The 19,040-nt window shown below is 72.2% G+C and carries 13 protein-coding genes, 1 other RNA gene and 1 riboswitch; of the genes, 6 read left to right on the forward strand and 8 right to left on the reverse strand.

Annotated features, from left to right (window positions below; genetic code table 11):
- Complete coding sequence (locus ACFWJ8_RS10130) at nt 1-2,310, reverse strand: DNA polymerase III subunit gamma and tau (RefSeq protein ID WP_378811048.1); 2,310 nt, start codon at nt 2,308-2,310, stop codon at nt 1-3.
- 87 nt (nt 2,311-2,397) lie between these two features.
- Nucleotides 2,398-2,492: riboswitch (TPP riboswitch) on the forward strand.
- Here ACFWJ8_RS10130 and thiM point away from each other — a divergent pair.
- The 4 genes from thiM to ACFWJ8_RS10150 all read left to right on the forward strand — a co-directional run bounded on the left by thiM (nt 2,483) and on the right by ACFWJ8_RS10150 (nt 6,143).
- Nucleotides 2,483-3,304, forward strand: coding sequence for a hydroxyethylthiazole kinase (thiM, locus tag ACFWJ8_RS10135; RefSeq protein WP_378811050.1), 822 nt, complete (start codon nt 2,483-2,485; stop codon nt 3,302-3,304). Its footprint overlaps the riboswitch before it by 10 nt.
- Nucleotides 3,301-3,957 carry a thiamine phosphate synthase gene (gene thiE, locus ACFWJ8_RS10140; RefSeq protein WP_378811051.1) on the forward strand — a complete coding sequence of 219 codons (657 nt, stop codon included), beginning with the start codon at nt 3,301-3,303 and terminating at the stop codon, nt 3,955-3,957. The genes thiM and thiE overlap by 4 nt, the downstream gene beginning before the upstream one ends.
- Nucleotides 3,954-5,399 carry a bifunctional hydroxymethylpyrimidine kinase/phosphomethylpyrimidine kinase gene (gene thiD / locus ACFWJ8_RS10145; RefSeq protein WP_378811052.1) on the forward strand — a complete coding sequence of 482 codons (1,446 nt, stop codon included), beginning with the start codon at nt 3,954-3,956 and terminating at the stop codon, nt 5,397-5,399. The genes thiE and thiD overlap by 4 nt, the downstream gene beginning before the upstream one ends.
- A gap of 72 nt (nt 5,400-5,471) precedes the next feature.
- On the forward strand, nt 5,472-6,143 hold the full coding sequence (locus tag ACFWJ8_RS10150; RefSeq protein ID WP_378811053.1) for a YdeI family protein: 672 nt from the start codon (nt 5,472-5,474) through the stop codon (nt 6,141-6,143).
- Nucleotides 6,144-6,181: 38 nt separating this feature from the next.
- Here ACFWJ8_RS10150 and ACFWJ8_RS10155 read toward each other — a convergent pair whose 3' ends face one another.
- The 7 genes from ACFWJ8_RS10155 to ACFWJ8_RS10185 all read right to left on the reverse strand — a co-directional run bounded on the left by ACFWJ8_RS10155 (nt 6,182) and on the right by ACFWJ8_RS10185 (nt 15,242).
- Nucleotides 6,182-8,716, reverse strand: coding sequence for a glycoside hydrolase family 65 protein (locus ACFWJ8_RS10155; protein WP_378811054.1), 2,535 nt, complete (start codon nt 8,714-8,716; stop codon nt 6,182-6,184).
- Nucleotides 8,713-9,438, reverse strand: coding sequence for an HAD family hydrolase (locus tag ACFWJ8_RS10160; protein ID WP_378811056.1), 726 nt, complete (start codon nt 9,436-9,438; stop codon nt 8,713-8,715). The genes ACFWJ8_RS10155 and ACFWJ8_RS10160 overlap by 4 nt, the downstream gene beginning before the upstream one ends.
- A 24-nt stretch (nt 9,439-9,462) precedes the next feature.
- Nucleotides 9,463-10,725: an acetate kinase gene (locus ACFWJ8_RS10165; protein ID WP_378811057.1), complete on the reverse strand. Its 1,263-nt coding sequence runs from the start codon at nt 10,723-10,725 to the stop codon at nt 9,463-9,465.
- A gap of 5 nt (nt 10,726-10,730) precedes the next feature.
- Nucleotides 10,731-12,875, reverse strand: coding sequence for a phosphate acetyltransferase (gene pta / locus ACFWJ8_RS10170; protein ID WP_378811059.1), 2,145 nt, complete (start codon nt 12,873-12,875; stop codon nt 10,731-10,733).
- 52 nt (nt 12,876-12,927) lie between these two features.
- Nucleotides 12,928-13,024, reverse strand: an RNA gene (ffs, locus tag ACFWJ8_RS10175) — signal recognition particle sRNA small type.
- Nucleotides 13,025-13,054: 30 nt separating this feature from the next.
- Complete coding sequence (locus tag ACFWJ8_RS10180; protein WP_378811060.1) at nt 13,055-13,750, reverse strand: helix-turn-helix domain-containing protein; 696 nt, start codon at nt 13,748-13,750, stop codon at nt 13,055-13,057.
- The gene (locus ACFWJ8_RS10185) at nt 13,743-15,242 is read right to left on the reverse strand and encodes an APC family permease (protein WP_378811062.1); all 1,500 of its coding nucleotides are present in this window, start codon (nt 15,240-15,242) and stop codon (nt 13,743-13,745) included. Before ACFWJ8_RS10185 ends, ACFWJ8_RS10180 begins: the two co-directional genes overlap by 8 nt.
- Before the next feature lie 211 nt (nt 15,243-15,453).
- On the opposite strand from ACFWJ8_RS10185, the gene ACFWJ8_RS10190 reads away from it, so the two are divergent.
- Together ACFWJ8_RS10190 and ACFWJ8_RS10195 are read left to right on the forward strand one after the other, a co-directional pair.
- Nucleotides 15,454-16,929, forward strand: a complete 1,476-nt coding sequence (locus tag ACFWJ8_RS10190; protein ID WP_378811063.1) for an APC family permease — start codon at nt 15,454-15,456, stop codon at nt 16,927-16,929.
- A 42-nt stretch (nt 16,930-16,971) separates the two neighbouring features.
- The gene (locus ACFWJ8_RS10195; protein WP_378811064.1) at nt 16,972-19,038 is read left to right on the forward strand and encodes a primary-amine oxidase; all 2,067 of its coding nucleotides are present in this window, start codon (nt 16,972-16,974) and stop codon (nt 19,036-19,038) included.
- Nucleotides 19,039-19,040 lie beyond the last annotated feature (2 nt).

Here is a 19,040-nt window from a genome sequence, read left to right on the forward strand (position 1 = left end):
CTAGCTGAACCTCGTCGGGGGCTCGTAGGGCTCCTCGCCGACGAACGTCGCACCGAGCACCTGACGCACGACTGCCTCTCCGTACCGCTGGACGCCGTCGTTGCGCGGGCGCACGACGGGGGTGATCGGCGGTGCCACCGTGGGCGGCACCGGGACGTCGACAGGCGCACCCGACTCGTCGATGCCCAGATCGTCGTCGGGCTCGTCGTCGCGCTCGACTGCGGGCGCCAGCTCGGTGCGCGGCAGCACGTCGCCGTCGTGAGGGACGTCCTGGGGCGGAGCCAGGGTCGCGACGCGGGCGCGCGCCGCGTCTTCGGGCTCGTCGTCGACGGCGAACTGGCCCATGCTCGGCATCGCCGCGGGGCCGGGATCGGGCGGCGGGGCGTCGTCGTCGGACGGGATCGGCGCGACGGCCCAGTCGGTGACCGGTGCGGCCGCCGCCGGGGCTGCGGAGGCGGATGCCGCACCCCGCGGTGCCGGAGCGCTCGGCGCCGATGCGTTCGACGCCGACGCGCGCGGCGTGGAAGGCCGGGGCGGGGCGGAAGACGCGGGCGGGGCGGAGGACCCGGACGGGGCCGAGGACCCGGAGGCTGCGGGGGGCCCGGCGGGGGCGGCCTGCGCCCGTGGGGCTGCGGCAGCCACCGGCGCGGCGGCAGAGGCGGACGCGGCAGCCGCAGCGGCGGCAGGTGCCGAGGGGCCTCCGGCCGCCGGCGCAGACGCGGGAGCCGACCCGGCTCCCCCGGACCCTGACCCGGGCTCGGCGAGCCGGGGCAGGAACTTCACCTGGCTGCCGAACACCTGCTCGATGGCGCTGCGCACGTCGAGGAACGCCCCCTGGCCATGCGGCTTGGGCTTGAACTTCGTGAGGTCGCCCGCGCTGGAGAACTCCAGGGCGACCACATGGTCGTCGCCCTGGGCCGTGACGGCGATGGGCCGCGAGCCCGTCGCGACCATCCACGACGACCGGCTGATGCCCTCGAGGCGGGTGAGCACCTCGGGCCACGCCGCGACGAGGCTGTCGGTCGTGAGCTCGCGCGGGGCGGCGACCACGGGCTCCGGCGCGGAGACGGGAGCGGCAGGCGCGGAGACGGGAGCGGCAGGCACAGAACCGGCCGTGGATGGCGCTTCGGCGCGCTCGCCCCTCGCCCGCTCGGCCACCGGTGCGGCTGCAGCGGTCGGAGCCGACGGGATCGCAGGAGCCGCGGCATCCGCTCCCCTCGCCAGCACGCGGGCGACCATCAGCTCGAGCTGGAGTCGCGGCGAGGTGGCTCCGGTCATGTCGTCGAGCGTCGCGACGACGAGGTCGGCGATGCGCGACAGCCGCGACGTGCCGAAAGCGTCGGCCTGACGCTGCTTGCGCGCGAGGTCTTCGGCCGAGACGCCGCGGAGCACGGCGGCGGCACCCTGACCGGTCGCGGCGACCACGATGAGGTCGCGCAGGCGCTCGAGCAGGTCGTCGACGAAGCGGCGCGGATCCTGACCGGTCTGCACGACGCGGTCGACCGCCGAGAAGGCCGCCGCGGCGTCGGACGAGCCGAACGCGTCGATGACCTCGTCGAGCAGTTCATCGGGTGTGTACCCGAGCAGTGCGACGGCGCGGGCGTAGGTGACCTTGGCGTCGTCGGAGCCGGCGATCAGCTGGTCGAGCAGCGACAGCGTGTCACGCGGCGAGCCGCCGCCGGCGCGCACCACGAGCGGCAGCACGCCCGGCTCGACCGCCACGTGCTCCTGCGTGCACAGCTGCTCGACGTACTCGAGCATCGCCGCGGGCGGCACGAGCCGGAACGGGTAGTGGTGCGTGCGCGAGCGGATCGTGCCGATGACCTTCTCGGGCTCGGTCGTCGCGAAGATGAACTTGACGTGGTCCGGGGGCTCTTCGACGAGCTTGAGCAGCGCGTTGAAGCCCTGCGGCGTCACCATGTGCGCCTCGTCGAGGATGAAGATCTTGAACCGGTCGCGAGCCGGGGCGAACACGGCGCGCTCGCGCAGGTCGCGCGCGTCGTCGACGCCGTTGTGACTCGCCGCGTCGATCTCGACCACGTCGAGCGACCCGCCGCCGCCGCGGCCGAGCTCGATGCAGCTGTCGCACTTTCCGCACGGGACGTCGGTCGGACCCTCGGCGCAGTTGAGGCAGCGCGCCAGGATGCGGGCGGACGTCGTCTTGCCGCACCCGCGGGGGCCGGAGAACAGGTAGGCGTGGCCGACCCGGTCGCCGCGCAGCGCGGTCATCAGCGGCTCGGTGACCTGACCCTGCCCGATCATCTCGCCGAACGACTCGGGCCGGTAGCGGCGGTAGAGGGCTGTGGTCACACCCCCAGCCTACGGCGTGGTCCCGACACTTCGGCAGGCGCGGCGCATCGCATCGGTGCGGCCGATCACGGGCCTGCTAGATTGCTCGGCAGTGACACGGGGTGCCCGCATGGCGGGCTGAGAACACACCCGTCGAACCTGATCTCGATCATGCGAGCGAAGGGATGTCGCGATGAACACGCGCGCCGCCACCGTCCACCTGTCCCCCTCCGACGCGCTCACCGCGCTGCGGGATGCCACACCGCTCGTGCAGTGCATCACCAACGCCGTGGTGACCGGCTTCACGGCCAACGTTCTCCTCGCCGTCGGCGCCGCGCCCGCGATGTGCGACCTGCCCGGCGAGGCGGGCCTGTTCGCCGGCATCGCCGACGGCGTGCTCGTGAACCTCGGGACCCCGGGCGCCGAGCAGCGCGACGGCGCCCGCGAGGCCGTGCGGGCGACCGAGCGCTGGGTGCTCGATCCGGTCGCGGTCGGTGCCCTGCCCGTCCGCACCGCGTTCGCCGCCGAACTGCTGGAGCACCGGCCCGCGATCATCCGCGGCAACGCGTCCGAGATCCTCGCGCTCGCGGGCGCCGGGGCCGGCGGTCGCGGGGTGGACGCCACGGAGGGCACGGATGCCGCGGCCGGCGCCGCCCGCGAGCTCGCGCTGCGCACCAGCGGCGTCGTGGCGGTGTCGGGTCCCGTCGACCTCGTGACGGACGGCACGGAGGTCGTCCGGATCGGCGGGGGCGACGCCCTGCTGACCCGCGTGACCGGCGGCGGATGCTCTCTCGGCGCCGTCATGGCCGCGTTCCTCGGCGTGTGCCGGCCGCTCGACGCGGCGGTGGCGGCATCCGCCCTCTACGCCGCCGCGTCGGAGCGCGCGGCCGCCCGCTCCGACGGACCGGGCTCGTTCGCCGTCGCGCTGCTGGATGCGCTGGACGCGGTGCGCCCGGCCGATCTCGACGGCCGCGCGGTCGCCGAGACCGCCGTCGAGACGGCGGGCGCCCGATGAGCCTGCAGCTGCACTTCGTCACCGACGACCGGCTGCCGTTCGACCGCACGAGGGACGTCGTCTCCGCGGCGGTCGACGCCGGGGTCGATGTCGTCCAGCTGCGCGTCAAGGGCGGCACGGCGCGCGACCTGCTCGCACAGACGGTCGCGCTGTCGGACGTCGTGGCCGGACGCGCGCTGTTCGTGGTCGACGATCGCGTCGACATCGTGCTCGCGGCCCGCGACGCGGGCGCACGCGTCGACGGCGTCCATCTCGGGCAGAGCGACCTGCCGCCCCAGGCGGCGCGCCGCCTGCTCGGCGACGACGCGTACGTCGGCTGGACGGCCAACACCCCAGCCCACCTCGCGGCCGCCGCCGCGTTCCCGGCGGGAACCCTCGACTATCTCGGCGTCGGCGTCATCCGGCCGACGTCGACCAAACCCGACCACCCGCCGGCGCTCGGCGTCGACGGCTTCGGCCGGCTGGCGGCCGCCGCGGCGCTCCCGTGCGTCGCGATCGGCGGCATCGGCATCGACGACATCGCACCGCTGCGCGACGCGGGCGCGGCCGGCGTCGCCGTCGTGTCGCTGCTGTCGGCCGCCGAGGATCCGGCGGCGACCGCACGCGAGCTGCGCCGGGCGGCCGACGCCACGACGGCCGGGGTCGTGCGATGAGCGGCATCCCCCGCGTCCTCAGCATCGCCGGGACCGACCCGACCGGCGGTGCCGGCATCCAGGCCGACCTCAAGACGATCGGGGCGCTGGGCGGTTACGGCATGGCTGTCGTCACGGCGCTCGTCGCGCAGAACACCCGTGGCGTGCGCGAGGTCCACGTGCCGCCGACGGCCTTCCTCCAGGCGCAGCTCGACGCCGTGTCGGACGACGTCGAGATCGACGCCGTCAAGATCGGGATGCTGCAGGACGCCGCGATCATCGGCGTCGTCCGTTCCTGGCTCGCCCGCGTGCGGCCCCCGGTCGTCGTGCTCGACCCGGTGATGGTCGCCACGAGCGGCGACCGGCTGCTCGACGCAGCGGCCGAGCACGCGCTGCGCGCGCTGTGCGCGGATGCCGATCTCGTCACCCCGAACCTCGCCGAGCTCGCCGTGCTGACAGGCCTCCCCGTCGCCACCACGTGGGCGGACGCCCTCGACGCCGCACGTCGTCTGCACGAGACCACCGGCACGCTGGTGCTGCTCAAGGGCGGCCACCTCGACGGCGCCGAATGCCCGGACGCGCTCGTCGGCCCCGGTGGCGTGCACGAGGTCGCCGGCCACCGGGTCGCGACGCGCAACACGCACGGCACCGGTTGCTCGCTGTCGTCGGCCATGGCGACGCTGCGCGCGGGCGGCGCCACGTGGCCCGATGCCCTCGTGCGCGCCAAGCAATGGCTCACGGGCGCGCTCGCCCACGCCGATGCGCTGCGCGTCGGACAGGGCAACGGCCCGATCGACCACTTCCACGCGCTGCGGACCCCCGCGTCGCCGGCATGGTCGGCGGAGGTGTGGGATGCCGCCGCTGCCGTCCGGGCGGACATCGAGGCGTGCGCGTTCGTGCGGGGCCTCGGCGACGGGTCGCTGGAGCGTCACGCGTTCACGTGGTATCTCGCGCAGGACGCGCGCTATCTGGGCGAGTACGCGCGCCTGCTGGCCCGCGCGAGCGCCCTCGCGCCGACCCCGGACGAGCAGGCCTTCTGGGCCGGGTCCGCCCGATCCGCCCTCGTCGAGGAGCAGCGGCTGCACGACACCCACCTCGCCGGCCGACCGTCCGCAGAACCGGCACCGACCACGCGCGCGTACACGAACCACCTGCACGCGTCGACCCGGACGTACGGTGAGCTCGTGGCTGCGCTGCTCCCCTGCTTCTGGATCTACGCCGACCTCGGCACGCGGCTGACCGCAGCCCGTCATGCCTCCCACCCGTACGACGACTGGCTTGCGGCCTACGGCGATCCCGCGTTCGCCGAGGCCACCGCGCAGGCGGTGCGGATCGCGAATGCCGCAGCCCGGGGCGCGTCCATCTCCGAGCGCGCCCGCATGTCGGAGGCGTTCCGGCGATCGGCCGAGTTCGAGCTGCTGTTCTTCGAGGCGCCGGCCGACGTCGTCCTGGCGAGAGGCTGATCCGCGCCGGTGACCCGCGATGCGATGCGCTGAGCCTGCCGAAGTGTCGGCCTCGGCTGGCAGACTCGGCGCATGGCGATGATCGGCACCCCCGGCGGCACCTCAGAGCGGCCGGCCGTCTTCTTCTCGGGGCCTGACGAGTTCCGCGCGTGGCTGGAGGCCAACCACGACTCGGCCACCGAGCTGTGGATGGGCCTGTACAAGAAGCACGTCGCCGAACGCCCGCTGACGTGGGAGCAGGCGGTTCCCGTCGCGCTCTGCTTCGGCTGGATCGACTCGGTGGCGCAGCGCATCGACGACGACGCCGTGCGCCAGCGCTGGTCGCCGCGCAAGCCCTCGAGCAACTGGTCGAAGGTGAACATCGAACTCGTCGAGCAGCTCACCGCCCAGGGACTCATGACCGAGGCGGGGCTCGCGGCCTACGCCCGGCGCCGAGAGGACCGCACCGGCGTGTACTCGCACGAGAACCCCGGTCAGGAGCTGCCGCCCGAGTGGTCCGCCCGCGTCGCGGCGGACGCCGCGGCCTCCGCGTTCCTCGACGCGGCCACCCCGACCTACCGCCGGCAGGTCGTCCACTGGGTGCTCTCGGCCAAGCAGGAGGCCACGCGCGAGCGGCGGCTCGCCCAGCTCATCGAGGACAGCGCGGCCGGCGAGGTCGTGCCGTTCCAGCGCTACGGCGAGCTGCCCAAGTGGGTCGTGCGCGCCGCCGAGGCCGCTCGCGCCGCAGCCGCCGCCCAGGACTGAGCGGCGGCATCCGGCCATCGGCGCGAGCCGGCCGCAGGTCAGTCGTGCGCGGCCGTCTCGGAGTCGGCGACGATGATGGGGATCGTCGAGGTCACCGTCGGCACCGAGGCCGACAGCAGCGAGCCGTCCTCGCGGCGTGCTTCGCCGAGCGTGCGCAGCGTGGGACGCCCCGGGATCACCGGCCCCTGGCCGTCCAGCGCCACCACGACCTCTTCGCCCGCGCCGACGACGTAGCCGACGCCGCGCACGCTGAAGCCGACGGGGTCGCCCTCGCCTGCCTTCACGTGCAGCTCGTCGCGCGTGACGGTGACGGTCAGCGGCGTGCCGTGCCAGTGGAGCGTGAACTCCAGCGACGGCCACGCGGCGGGAAGCCGGGGATCGAACGACAGCTCGCCGAAGTGGTCGCGCATGCCGCCGAAGCCCGACACCAGCGCCGTCCACACCCCGCCCGCCGAGGCCACGTGCACGCCGTCGGACGCGTTGTGGTGCAGGTCGGCGAGGTCGACGAAGATCGACTGCCGGAAGTAGTCCAGCGCCAGGTCCTGATACCCGACCTCGGCCGCCAGGATCGACTGCACGACCGCCGACAGCGTCGAGTCGCCCGTCGTCAGCGGGTCGTAGTACTCGAAGTCGGCGAGCTTGTCCTCGGGCGAGAAGTGGTTGCCCTGCAGGAAGAGGGCGAGGACGACGTCGGCCTGCTTGAGCACCTGGTACCGGTAGATCACCAGCGGGTGGAAGTGCAGCAGCAGCGGCCGCTTGTCGGCCGGCGTGTTCTCCAGGTCCCACACCTCGCGCTCGAGGAACACGTGGTCCTGCGGGTGGATGCCGAGGCTCGGGCTGAACGGGATGTGCATGGCCTCGGCGGCCCGGTCCCACGCCTCGGGCTCGCCCGGTTCGAGGGCCAGGCGGTCGACCATCTGCCGGTACACCTCGCCGTCGAGCTCCGCCATCTCACGGACGGTGCGCGCCGCGAAGCGCAGGTTGAAGCGGGCCATGACGTTCGTGAACAGGTTGTCGTTGACGACAGTCGTGTACTCGTCGGGGCCGGTGACGCCGTGGATGTGGAAGACCTCGCCCTCGCCGGCCTCGTTGGCGTCCGCCACGCCGTCGCTCGAGCGCCAGAAACCGAGCGTCGCCCACAGCCGGGCCGTCTCGACCGCGATGTCGACGCCCTCGCGGTGCAGGAACTCGTCGTCGCCCGTGGCGCGCACGTACTTCGCCAGCGCGAAGCTCACGTCGGCGTTGATGTGGTACTGCGCGGTCCCGGCGGCGTAGTACGCCGACGCCTCCTCGCCGTTGATGGTGCGCCAGGGGAACAGCGCGCCGGCCTCGTTGAGCTGGAACGCCCGGCGGCGGGCGGCGGGCAGCATGAGGTAGCGCATGCGCAGCGCGTTGCGCGCCCACAGCGGCGTCGTGTACGCGAGGAACGGGAGCACGTAGATCTCGGTGTCCCAGAAGTAGTGGCCGGAGTAGCCCGAGCCGGTCATGCCCTTGGCGGGGACGCCCTGGCCGTCGGCGCGCGCCGCGGCCTGCGCGAGCTGGAACAGGCACCAGCGCGTGGCCTGCTGCAGGTCGTCGTGACCGCCGATGCGCACGTCCGAGCGCTCCCAGAACCCGTCGAGCCACGCGCGCTGGCGCGCGCGGATCGCGTCGACGCCCTCGCCCAGCGCGCGGTCGAGCGTGCGACGGCAGCGGTCGATCAGCTCGCGCGCCGGCACGCCGCGTGACGTGTGATAGCTGACGAGCTTCGTGACCTTCACCGGCACGCCGGCCTTGGCCTGCACGCGGAAGACGTTCTTGGCGATGTCGGGCTCGATGAGCGAGCGCGCGCTGTACTCGTTCCCGGTCTCGACCAGGTGGTCGGAGATGACGGCGAGCGACATGCCGGACTCGGTGACCCGGTACGACAGCGCCGCCCGCGTGTCGTCCTGCCAGTACTCCTGGGGCTGCAGCACGCGCTCGTGGATGCGCTCTGCCTTGCGCGGGTCGAAGGCCGCCTTGGCGCGGCGCGTCGGCGCCATGCCGCCGTAGACGTCCTCGCCGTCCTGGCGGTTGATCATCTGGCAGCTGATGGTGACGGGCGCGTCGGCGTTGAGCACCGTGACCTCGACCGACATGACGGAGAGATGCTTCTCCTCGAACGAGACGAGGCGCTCGAACTCGATCCGCACCTCCTTGCCGGACGGCGTCATCCACAGGATGTGGCGGCGCAGCACGCCGTCGCGGAAGTCGAGGACGCGCTCGTATTCGCGGACGTCCGCGACGTCGAGCGACAGCGGCTCGTCGTCCACGTACACGCGCATGACCTTGGCATCGGGAGCGTTGACGATGGTCTGCCCGACCTCGGCGAACCCGTACGCCTGCTCGGCGTGACGGATCGGGAACGTCTCGTGGAACCCGTTGATGAAGGTGCCGTGCTCGTGCGCGAACCGCCCCTCGGGGTGGTTGCCGCGCAGCCCCAGGTAGCCGTTACCGACGGCGAACAGCGTCTCGGTGACGCCGGCGTCGTCCACGTCGAACGACTTCTCGACGAGCCGCCACGGGTCGACGGGGAACCGATCGCGATCGATCATCGTACGAAATCCTCCAGGTCCTTCACCACCACATGTGCCCCGGCATCCACCAGGTCCTGCGCCCCGACGCCACGGTCGACGCCCACCACCAGCCCGAAGCCGCCCGCGGCCGCAGAGCGCACTCCGCTGATGGCATCCTCGACCGCGGCGCTGCGAGCGGGCTCGACCCCCAGCATCCGCGCCGCCTCGACGAACACGTCGGGCGCGGGCTTGGAGGCGAGGTGATCCCGCTCCGCGATCACACCGTCCATCACGACCGCGAACCGGTCGCGGATGCCGGCGGCTGCCAGCACCTCTTCGGCGTTCTTGGAGCTCGACACCACGGCGACCGGGGTTCCGGCCTCCGCCAGTGCATCGAGCAGGCGCAGCGATCCAGGATACGCGGCGATGCCGTCGGCGCGAAGCACACGTTCGAAGACCGCGTTCTTGCGGTTGCCGATGCCGCACACCGTGTCGGCGGACGGCGGATCGGACGGATCGCCCCACGGCACCTCGACGTCGCGCGAGCGCAGGAGGCTCGCCACGCCGTCGTAGCGCTTCTTGCCGTCGAGGTGGTCGAAGTAGTCGCGCTCGGTGTACGCCGGCGTGATGTCCCACGCGGCGAAGAGCTCTTCGAACATCGTCTGCCACGCGTGCATGTGCACTTCGGCTGTCGGTGTCAGCACGCCGTCCAGGTCGAACAGCACGGCGTCGTAGGCGGTGAGATCGGGAAGGGCGTCCATGGGCTTCAGAGTACGGGGGGCAGGTTACGCGCGGGAGACGCTGAGGGTCTGTCGCGCGATCTCGAGCTCTTCGTCGGTCGGGACGACGAGGACGGTCACGCGCGAGGCGTCCGTCGAGATGACGCGGATGCCGCGGTCCGGGCTCTCGTTGCGCTCGTGGTCGATCTCGACGCCTGCGAACCCGAGCGTCTCGAGCGCACCGGCGCGCACGTGGGGCGCGTTCTCGCCCACACCGGCGGTGAACGAGATGACGTCGGCGCCGCCGAGCTGGGCGAGGTAGGCGCCCGCGTAGCCTCGCAGGCGGTGGACGTACACCTCGAACGCGAGGATCGCCCGCTCCTCGCCGCGCTCGATGGCCGCGCGGATGTCGCGCAGGTCGTTCGAGCCGGCGAGCCCGAGCAGGCCGCTGCGCTTGTTGAGCAGGTCGTCGAGGTCGTCGACGGACATACCGGCACGCCGCGACAGCTGGAACAGCACCGCCGGGTCGATGTCGCCCGACCGCGTGCCCATCACGAGCCCCTCCAGCGGCGTGAAGCCCATCGACGTGTCGACCGAGCGACCGCCGTCGATGGCGGTGACCGACGCGCCGTTGCCCAGGTGGAACACGATCTGCCTGAGGTCTTCGACGGGCCGCCCGAGGAACGCGGCCGCCGCCTCGCTCACGAACTTGTGCGACGTGCCGTGGAATCCGTAGCGGCGGATCCGATGGGATGCCGCCACCTCCGCGTCGATCGCGTACGTGTAGGCCGCGGGGGCCAGCGTCTGGTGGAACGCCGTGTCGAACACCGCGACGTGCGGCACGTCGGGGAACGCCCGCCGGGCCGCGACGATGCCGGCGAGGTTGGCCGGGTTGTGCAGCGGCGCCAGCAGCGACAGCTCGTCGATGTTGATCTCGACGAGGGGGGTGATGAGCGTCGGCTCGAAGAACCGCGCACCGCCGTGCACGACGCGGTGGCCGACGGCCACCGGCGGCTGGTCCGACAGCGACGGCCCGTCCGACGCGAAGGCCTCGAGCATCACGGCGAACCCCGCCGTGTGGTCGGGGATCGGCAGCTCGCGCGTGCGCGTCGCGTCGAGGAACGCCGGCATGCCCGTCACCTCCCCGGTCGCCGAGCCCACCGGGGCGGCGTACACCGTGTGGCGGGCGACGCCGAGACCGGTCCCTGAGCCTGTCGAAGGGCCGATCCGCTCGACGAGGCCCGACGCGAGCGTGCGCTCGGTCGCCATGTCGAGCAGCTGGTACTTGAACGACGACGAGCCGCTGTTGATCACGAGGACGGGGATCATGCGGGTCACTCCCCCTGCGCCTGGATCGCGGTGATCGCGATCGTGTTGACGATGTCGTCGACCAAGGCGCCGCGCGACAGGTCGTTGATCGGCTTGTTGAGGCCCTGCAGCACGGGGCCGATGGCCACCGCGCCGGCCGAGCGCTGCACCGCCTTGTATGTGTTGTTCCCGGTGTTGAGGTCGGGGAAGACGAACACCGTGGCGCGTCCGGCGACCTGCGATCCGGGCATCTTCGCCGCCGCCACCGCCGCGTCCGCGGCGGCGTCGTACTGGATCGGGCCCTCGACGAGCAGCTCGGGGGCCCGCGAACGGACGAGGGCCGTGGCATCCCTCACCTTCTCGACGTCGGCGCCGGAGCCCGACTCGCCGGTCGAGTACGACAGCATCGCGACGCGGGGATCGATGCCGAACTGCGCCGCCGTCGCCGCCGACGAGACCGCGATGTCGGCCAGCTGCTCGCTCGTGGGGTCGGGGATCACCGCGCAGTCGCCGTAGACGAGCACGCGGTCGGCGAGCGCCATGAGGAACACGCTGGAGACGACCGAGACGCCCGGCCTCGTCTTGATGATCTCGAACGCCGGCCGGATCGTGTGCGCCGTGGTGTGCGCGGCGCCCGACACCATGCCGTCGGCCAAGCCCAGGTGGACCATCATCGTGCCGAAGTACGAGACGTCGGTGACGGTGTCCGCCGCCTGCGCCACCGTCACGCCCTTGTGCGCCCGCAATCGCGCGTACTCCTCGGCGAACTTGTGCACGTGCACGGCGTCCAGCGGCGAGAGCACCTCCGCACCCTGGATGTCGATGCCCAGCTCGATCGCGCGGGCGCGGACCTCGAACGGCTCGCCGAGGATCACGAGGTCTGCGATGCCGCGCTTGAGCACGGTCGCCGCGGCGCGCAGCACGCGGTCGTCGTCGCCCTCGGGCAGCACGATGCGCTTGCGCTGCCCGCGGGCCCGCTCGATGAGCTGGAACTCGAACATGAGGGGCGTGACCACGGTCGCCCGTGCGACGCCGAAGGCGGTGAGCAGCTCGTCGATGTCGACGCTCTGCTCGAACAGCGCGAGCGCGGTGTCGTAGCGGCGCTGGGAGTCGGCGGCGAGGCGTCCGCGCGTGCTCATGATGCGCACCGCCGTCTCGTACGTGCCGAGCTCTGTCGTGATGATCGGCACCTTCGAGCCGAGCCCGTCGAGCAGGCGCGTCACCGGCTCGGGCAGCTCGAACCCGCCGTTGAGGACGATGCCCGAGATCGACGGGAACGTGCCCGACGCGTTGGCCAGCAGGGTCGCCAGCAGCACTTCGGAGCGGTCGGCGGGGATGATCACGACCGCGCCCTCCAGCAGTCGCGGCAGCACGTTGACCATCGACATGCCCGCCACGACGACCGCGAGCGCCTCCCGGGTGAGCCGGTCGGGGTCGCCCGAGAGCAGTGAGCCGTCGACGGCCCGCATGATGCCCCGGATCGACGGCGCGACGAGGAAGCGGTCCTCGGGGATCGCCCACACCGGAACAGGAGCCGCGCCCGCGACAGGGGCGGCAGCGGATGCCGCCACCGCGCGCCGGATCTCGGCAATCGTCTCGCCGGTCAGCGCCGGATCCGCCCTGTTGGCGACCACCGCGAACAGCTTCGCGCGCCCGTGCGCGAGCTCGGCGAGCGCAAGATCCGCGATCTGCCCCACCTCCGCGGGCGTGCGGGCGACCGACGAGCCGAGCTGCTCGGGCTGGGTCTCGTTCTGCGCCGACCGGCCGCCGAGCACCAGCAGCACCGGGGCGCCCAGGTTGGCCGCGATGCGGGCGTTGTACGCGAGCTCGGCGGGGCTGCCGACGTCGGTGTAGTCGCTGCCGAGGACGACGACCGCGTCGCACTGGGCCTCGACGGCCTTGTAGCGCTCGACGATCGTCGCGAGGGCGGCGTCCGGATCATGACGGACGTCGTCGTAGGTGACGCCGATGCACTCGTCGTACGGCAGGTCGACGCCGTCATGGTCGAGCAGCATCTCGAGCACGTAGTCGCGCTCGACGGTGGACCGCGCGATCGCCCGGAACACCCCGACACGCGGTGTCGCGTGGCTCAGCGCGTCGAGGACGCCGAGGGCGACGGTGGACTTGCCCGAGTGGCCTTCTGCCGACGTGATGTAGATACTCTGCGCCACTCACCCAGCCTATGGGCGGGCTCCGACCCGGCGACAGAGAGACCGCCGGGAAAAGTAAGACTCTCCGCGAACCCGGCAGAGCCTGGTTACCCTTGCTACGTTTCCGTCCTGGGGGAGTTGGCCTGGATGCCGCCTCGCGGAGAGCTGAGTCGAGTCTACCTGCTCCGCGGAGGGCCGAGTCACACCACCAGCGGACCGAGGCGCGCGGCGGCCGGTCGCAGGACCGTCAGGACGTCCGTCGGATCGTCCGCCCGGTGGCGGGAGCCCGAGAACCCCAGGGCGCCGGCGAACCGGCCGGCGCCGTCGAGGATCGGCACCGCGACGCAGCCGTACGCCGGCGCGAGCTCGCCGAGCTGCCGGGTCGCCCCGAGCTCCGCGAAGTCGCGGGCCGCCGCCGGGTCGGCGACGCCGCGCTCGAGCAGCAGCAGCCGACCGATCGCGAAGCGCTCGGGCTCGCGCACCAGGCGCACCGCATCCGACAGCGGGAAGTCGGGGTCCGCGTCGACGACCGTCACGCGGCCGTCCACGAAGAACACGACGTGGATGCCGCCGCGCAGCGCCGCGCGGGTATCGGCCACCACTCCCCTCGCCGCCGAAGTGAGTCGCGCCGGCGGTGCGGCGACCGCGGCCAGCTGCACGACCTTGGCGCCCAGAGCGAAGCCGGCGAGGTCCGGGGTGCGGACCAGATACTCGTCCTGCACGAGGATGTTGAGGAGCCGGTAGGCCGTCGCCCGCGGAAGACCGAGCTCCCGCGAGATCTCGTGGGCGCTCGCGCCCGCGCCGAGGCGGGCGACGGCCTCGAGCACCGTCAGGGCGCTGTGCACCGCCTTCGGCTGGCGTGCCGTCAGCGTGGGGGCCGCACGCCCGTCAGTCACCGCCGCCCCGCTCGTCGCGGGCGACGCCGCCCAGCACCTGCGACGCCACGGGCTCGTCGTAGGAGCCGATCCGTGCCAGCGACGGGGTGCCGCGACGAAGCCGGACGGCGACCGCGACCCCGGCGAGCGCGGCCACGGCGAGCACGATCCACAGTGCGGCGCTCCCCGATGCGGCGTCCACCGCGAAGAAGGTCACGAGCGCGCCGGTGAGCGCCACCGCCGACGCGATCGCGGCGACCGCCGTCCCCGCCGTCAGCTCCCCGATGCGGCGGAGGAACACGGGCGCCGCCGCGCACACCAGGATGTAGCCGACGATGTAGCCGGCACCGCCGACCGCGATCGTCACGTGCATCGCGGCGCGGACATCGAGCCCGCCCAGCAGCAGCAGGAACGGCACGCCGGCGATCACCGGGAACGAGAGGGCGACCGCGCCGATGGGCGTGCCGAACCGCGCGTGCGCGCTGCCCGCCGGCGCGGGCAGGACCCCGTCGCGTCCCATCGTGAACAGGACGCGGGTGAGGGCCGTCGTCGATCCGATCGCGCACGCGAGGAAGGATGCCGCGATCCCGAGATCGGCGACGACGCCCCAGCCGCCGAGACCGTACGCCGACGCGAGCTCGTTGATCGGCGAGGCGCTCTCGGCCAGGGGCGCGCCGAGGGCGTCGAAGCCGGCGACCTGAGCCACCGCGGCCAGCACGTACAGGCCGCCCGAGAGGACGACCGTCCACACGATGGCCCGCGGCACCGTCCGCAGCGGAGACCGTGCCTCGACGCCGAGCGTCGACGCACTCTCGAACCCCACGAACGCGGTGATGGCGATGACCGATCCCGCGGCGAGCGCCGCGGGATCGAACTCCTCGAAGCCCAGCACGCGCGCAGGGTCCACGGGGCCGATGCGCACGAGCAGCACCACCAGCAGCACGGCGATGAGGGCCACCGAGAGCACCTCGACGACCAGCGCGATGCGGGAGGAGATGCGGATGCCGCGCACGAGCACGACGGCGACGAAGGCCGCCTCGGCGGCGAGGACCGCGGCGAGTCCTCCCGGGCCGCCGGCATCCGGCCAGACGGCGCGCAGCAGGAACGTGATGTAGTAGGCGCCTCCCAGCAGCGCGAACATCGCGATGGCGCCGTAGCCGACGAGGACCGCCGCTCCCGCGGCCAGCCCGGCCCCCGGGCCGAGACCGCGCGCCGTGTAGGTGTACGTCGACCCGGCGGCCGCGAACCGGCGGGCGAACTGCGCGATGGTTCGCGCCACGAGCAGGCTCAGCACGCCGGCCAGCACGATCGACAGCACCGTCGCGGCCGGCGAGATCCCGGCGACCAGCAGCACCACGGTGGTCGCCGCCGCTGCCGGCGCCACGGCGGCCACCGACTGCGCGAGGACATCGAGGAACCCCACGCTGCGACGGTCGAGGCCGTACAGCGGTGAGCGAGCCCCGAACTCGTGGACGGGGTCAGGACGCGCGATCGCGCGCTCGAGTGCGGTCATGTCGCCTCCGGTGGTGCGCGCACGAGGCTACGCGGCCGCGGTTGCCACCCCGCTTCCCCCGTGTTTCGCGGGTGTGTCGCCCGAATGAGACACCGTGCGACCGCGGTCTCACTCGGGATGCGGGAGGTTTCATCGGCGGGAGACGGTCGCGCAACCGGGCGACGAGAGGCTCGCTGCATCCCGTTCCCGCGTTCGTCTCGGAGGTCCCGCCATGACCCAGCTCGAATCGAAGGGAGTCGCCGCCTCCGCCACGCGGACGCTCACCGGCTCGCTCGGAGTCACCGCCATCGTCTTCATGGTGGTGGCCGCCGCATCCCCGCTCACCGTGATCGGCGGCGCCGCCCCGCTGGGCATGCTGCTCGGCAACGGGATCGGCTTCCCCGCCCTGTACGCGATCAGCGCCGTCATCCTGCTGCTCTTCTCGGTGGGCCTGGCGGCGATGACCCGCCACGTGCCCAAGCCCGGCGCGTTCTTCACCTACGTCGGTTACGGCCTCGGCCGCTCGACCGGACTGGCGAGCGCCTGGATCGCGATGCTGACCTACACGACCATCCAGGTGTCGGTGTACGGCTACATCGGCTACATCCTCTCGGTCACCCTGCAGTCCCTCGGCGGCCCGACCCTGCCCTGGTGGCTCATGTCGCTGGCGACGATCGCCGTCGTCGGCGTTCTCGGCTACCGCCACATCGACCTGTCGAGCAAGGTGCTCGGCGTGCTCCTGGTCGCCGAGGTCGGGATCGTCCTCGCCATGGTGGTCGTGGTCGTGGCGACCGGAGGTGCGGAGGGACTCAGCCTCGCCCCGTTCGAGCCGGCGAACATCGCGGGCGGCTCCCCCGGCGTCGGACTGATGTTCGCGATCGCCGCGTTCATCGGCTTCGAGGCCACCGCCATCTTCCGTGACGAGGCGAAGGACCCGAACCGCACGATCCCGCGTGCCACGTACGCGGCGGTCATCGGCATCGGCGTCTTCTACACGCTCGCCTCGTGGGGCCTGGTCATGGCGTGGGGCCCGAGCGGCGTCATCGACAAGATCGCCGAAGATCCCGGCACCTTCATCATCGCGACGATGGCCCGCTACCTCGGACCGTTCGGCGAGGTCGCGGTCAACATCCTGCTCATCACAGCGATGTTCGCGTGCGTCCTGTCGTTCCACAACGTCGTCACGAGGTACCAGCACTCGATGGCCAACGCCGGCGTGCTGCCCGACAAGCTCGGCGCCGTGCACGCCAAGCACCTCTCGCCGCACGTGTCGTCGTTCGTCCAGACCGCCACAGCGGTCGTGCTGATCGCCGTCTTCGCGGTGCTGGGCCTGGACCCCGTGCTGCAGGTCTTCACGTGGTTCGCCGGCGTCGCGACGCTCGCGATCGCGATCCTCATGGCTGTCACCTCCGTGGCCGTCATCGTCTACTTCCTGAAGACGAAGAAGGACCGCCGCGTGTGGAACACGATGATCGCCCCGGCCCTCGGCTTCGTCGGTCTGGTGCTGTCGGCCGCGCTCATCGTCGCGTATTTCCCGATCATGGTCGGCGACGTCGACGCCGACGGCAACCCCGTGTTCGGCGCCGTCAGCTGGTTCCTGCTCGGCCTCGTCGTGGTGGTGCCTGCCATCGGGTACGTCCAGGCCGCCTGGATCAAGAACCGGCGTCCCGCCGCCTACGTCAAGCTCACCGACTCGATCGCCGGCTGAGGCCCGCGACCGATCCCGCGTCACCCGCAACAAAGGAGAATCATGACCATCACCGACATCGCGGCCGCCCAGGGCTTCGTCGCACCGCCGGCTCCGCAGCATCCCCTGGCCTCGCTCTCACCCGCCGAGATCGCAGCCGTGCGCACCATCGTCCTCGGGCTGGAGACCACGAACGACGCCACCCGGTTCGCCTACGTCGGGCTCGAGGAGGCCCCCAAGCCCGAGGTGCTCGCGTGGGAGGCCGGAACCGGCCCGCTGCCGGAGCGCCGCGCACGCGTGCAGCTGCTCGACATGCGCTCCGCGCTGTCTCTCGACCTCGTCGTGTCGCTCGCGACCGGAGCGGTGGTCTCGTCCACGACGCTGGACGGCACGGCCGGCCAGCTGCCCATCCTCGACGCCGAGTTCGAAGAGGTCGGCGTGATCGCGAACGAGAGCGAGGAGTGGGTCGCCGCCCTCGCCGCCCGAGGCCTCACGCCCGACGACGTCGTGCTCGTGCCGCTGTCGGCAGGCAATTACGGATACGAGGAGGAGGCAGGGCGCCGCATCCTGCGCACCTTCGCGTTCCAGCAGTTCCACGCCGCCGACCACCCGTGGGCGCACCCCGTGGACGGGCTGACGGCCTACATCGACGTCGCGGCGCGCACGCTGACCAAGATCGTCGACAACCCCGGCTACGACGTGCCGCAGACCAGCGGCAACTACGACGACCCCGAGCTGCAGGGCCCCGCGCTGGAGGGCCTCAAGCCCATCGTGATCACCCAGCCCGAGGGGTCCAGCTTCACCGTCGAGGACGAGCACGTGACGTGGGGCGAGTGGGACTTCCGCATCGGATTCGACACCCGCGAGGGCCTCATCCTGCGGCAGCTGTCCTTCGCCGGGCGACCGGTGATGTACCGCGGCTCGATCAGCGAGATGGTCGTGCCGTACGCCGACCCGCAGCCGAACCGCTTCTGGCAGAACTACTTCGACACCGGCGAGTACCTGTTCGGCCGCTACACGAACGAGCTCGAGCTCGGCTGCGACTGCGTGGGCGACATCACCTACGTCGACGCCGTCCTTCCGGACGAGCTCGGGATGCCGCGCACGGTGCGCAACGGCGTCTGCCTGCACGAGGAGGACTTCGGGTCGCTGTGGAAGCACACCGACCTCTTCACGGGCGCCGCCGAGGTGCGCCGCTCGCGGCGACTGGTCATCTCGTTCTTCACGACGGTCGGCAACTACGACTATGGGTTCTTCTGGTACCTGTACCTCGACGGCACGATCGAGTGCGAGGCGAAGCTGACCGGCATCCTCTTCACGTCGGCCTACCCCGGGCTCAATGAGGACGGGTCCCCCTACGGCTTCGCCTCCGAGGTCGCTCCGGGCCTCGGCGCCCCGTACCACCAGCACCTGTTCTCGGCGCGGCTGGACATGACGGTCGACGGCGTCGCGAACGTGGTCAACGAGATCGATGCGGTGCGCGTGCCGGTCTCGGCCGCGAACCCCGCCGGAAACGCCTTCACGAAGAGCGTCACCCCCATCGCCTCGGAGAAGGAGTCCGGACGTCTCGCCGACGGCGCGCGCAACCGCGTGTGGCAGATCGCCTCGACCGACAAGACGACGTCGATGGGCCAGCCGACCTCGTACGTCCTGTTCCCGACCGAGACGCCCGTGCTGCTCGCCGACGACGAGTCGTCGATCGCCTCGCGGGCCGCGTTCGCCACGAAGAACCTGTTCGTCACGAAGTACGACCCGGCCGAGCGCTACGCGGCGGGCGACTTCGTGAACCAGCACCCGGGCGGCGGCGGCATCCCCGCCTTCATCGCCGGGGACGAACCGCTGATCGGCGAGGACGTCGTGCTGTGGCACACCTTCGGCCTCACGCACTTCCCCCGCAACGAGGACTGGCCGGTGATGCCCATGGACTACGCCAAGTTCACGCTCAAGCCGTACAACTTCTTCGAGCGCAATCCCACCCTCAACGTGCCCGCCCCCGAGTCCGCGCACTGCTCGGCCGGCACCGGCCACGTGCACGGCGCGACCGGCGGCTACGGCCCGACGCCGGTCGCTCACGGACATGACTCGAGCGCTCACGGTCACGCGCACGGCGAGCACCACCACCACGGTTGATC

It is taken from the genome of Microbacterium sp. NPDC058389, from assembly GCF_042722305.1.
Taxonomy (GTDB): domain Bacteria; phylum Actinomycetota; class Actinomycetes; order Actinomycetales; family Microbacteriaceae; genus Microbacterium.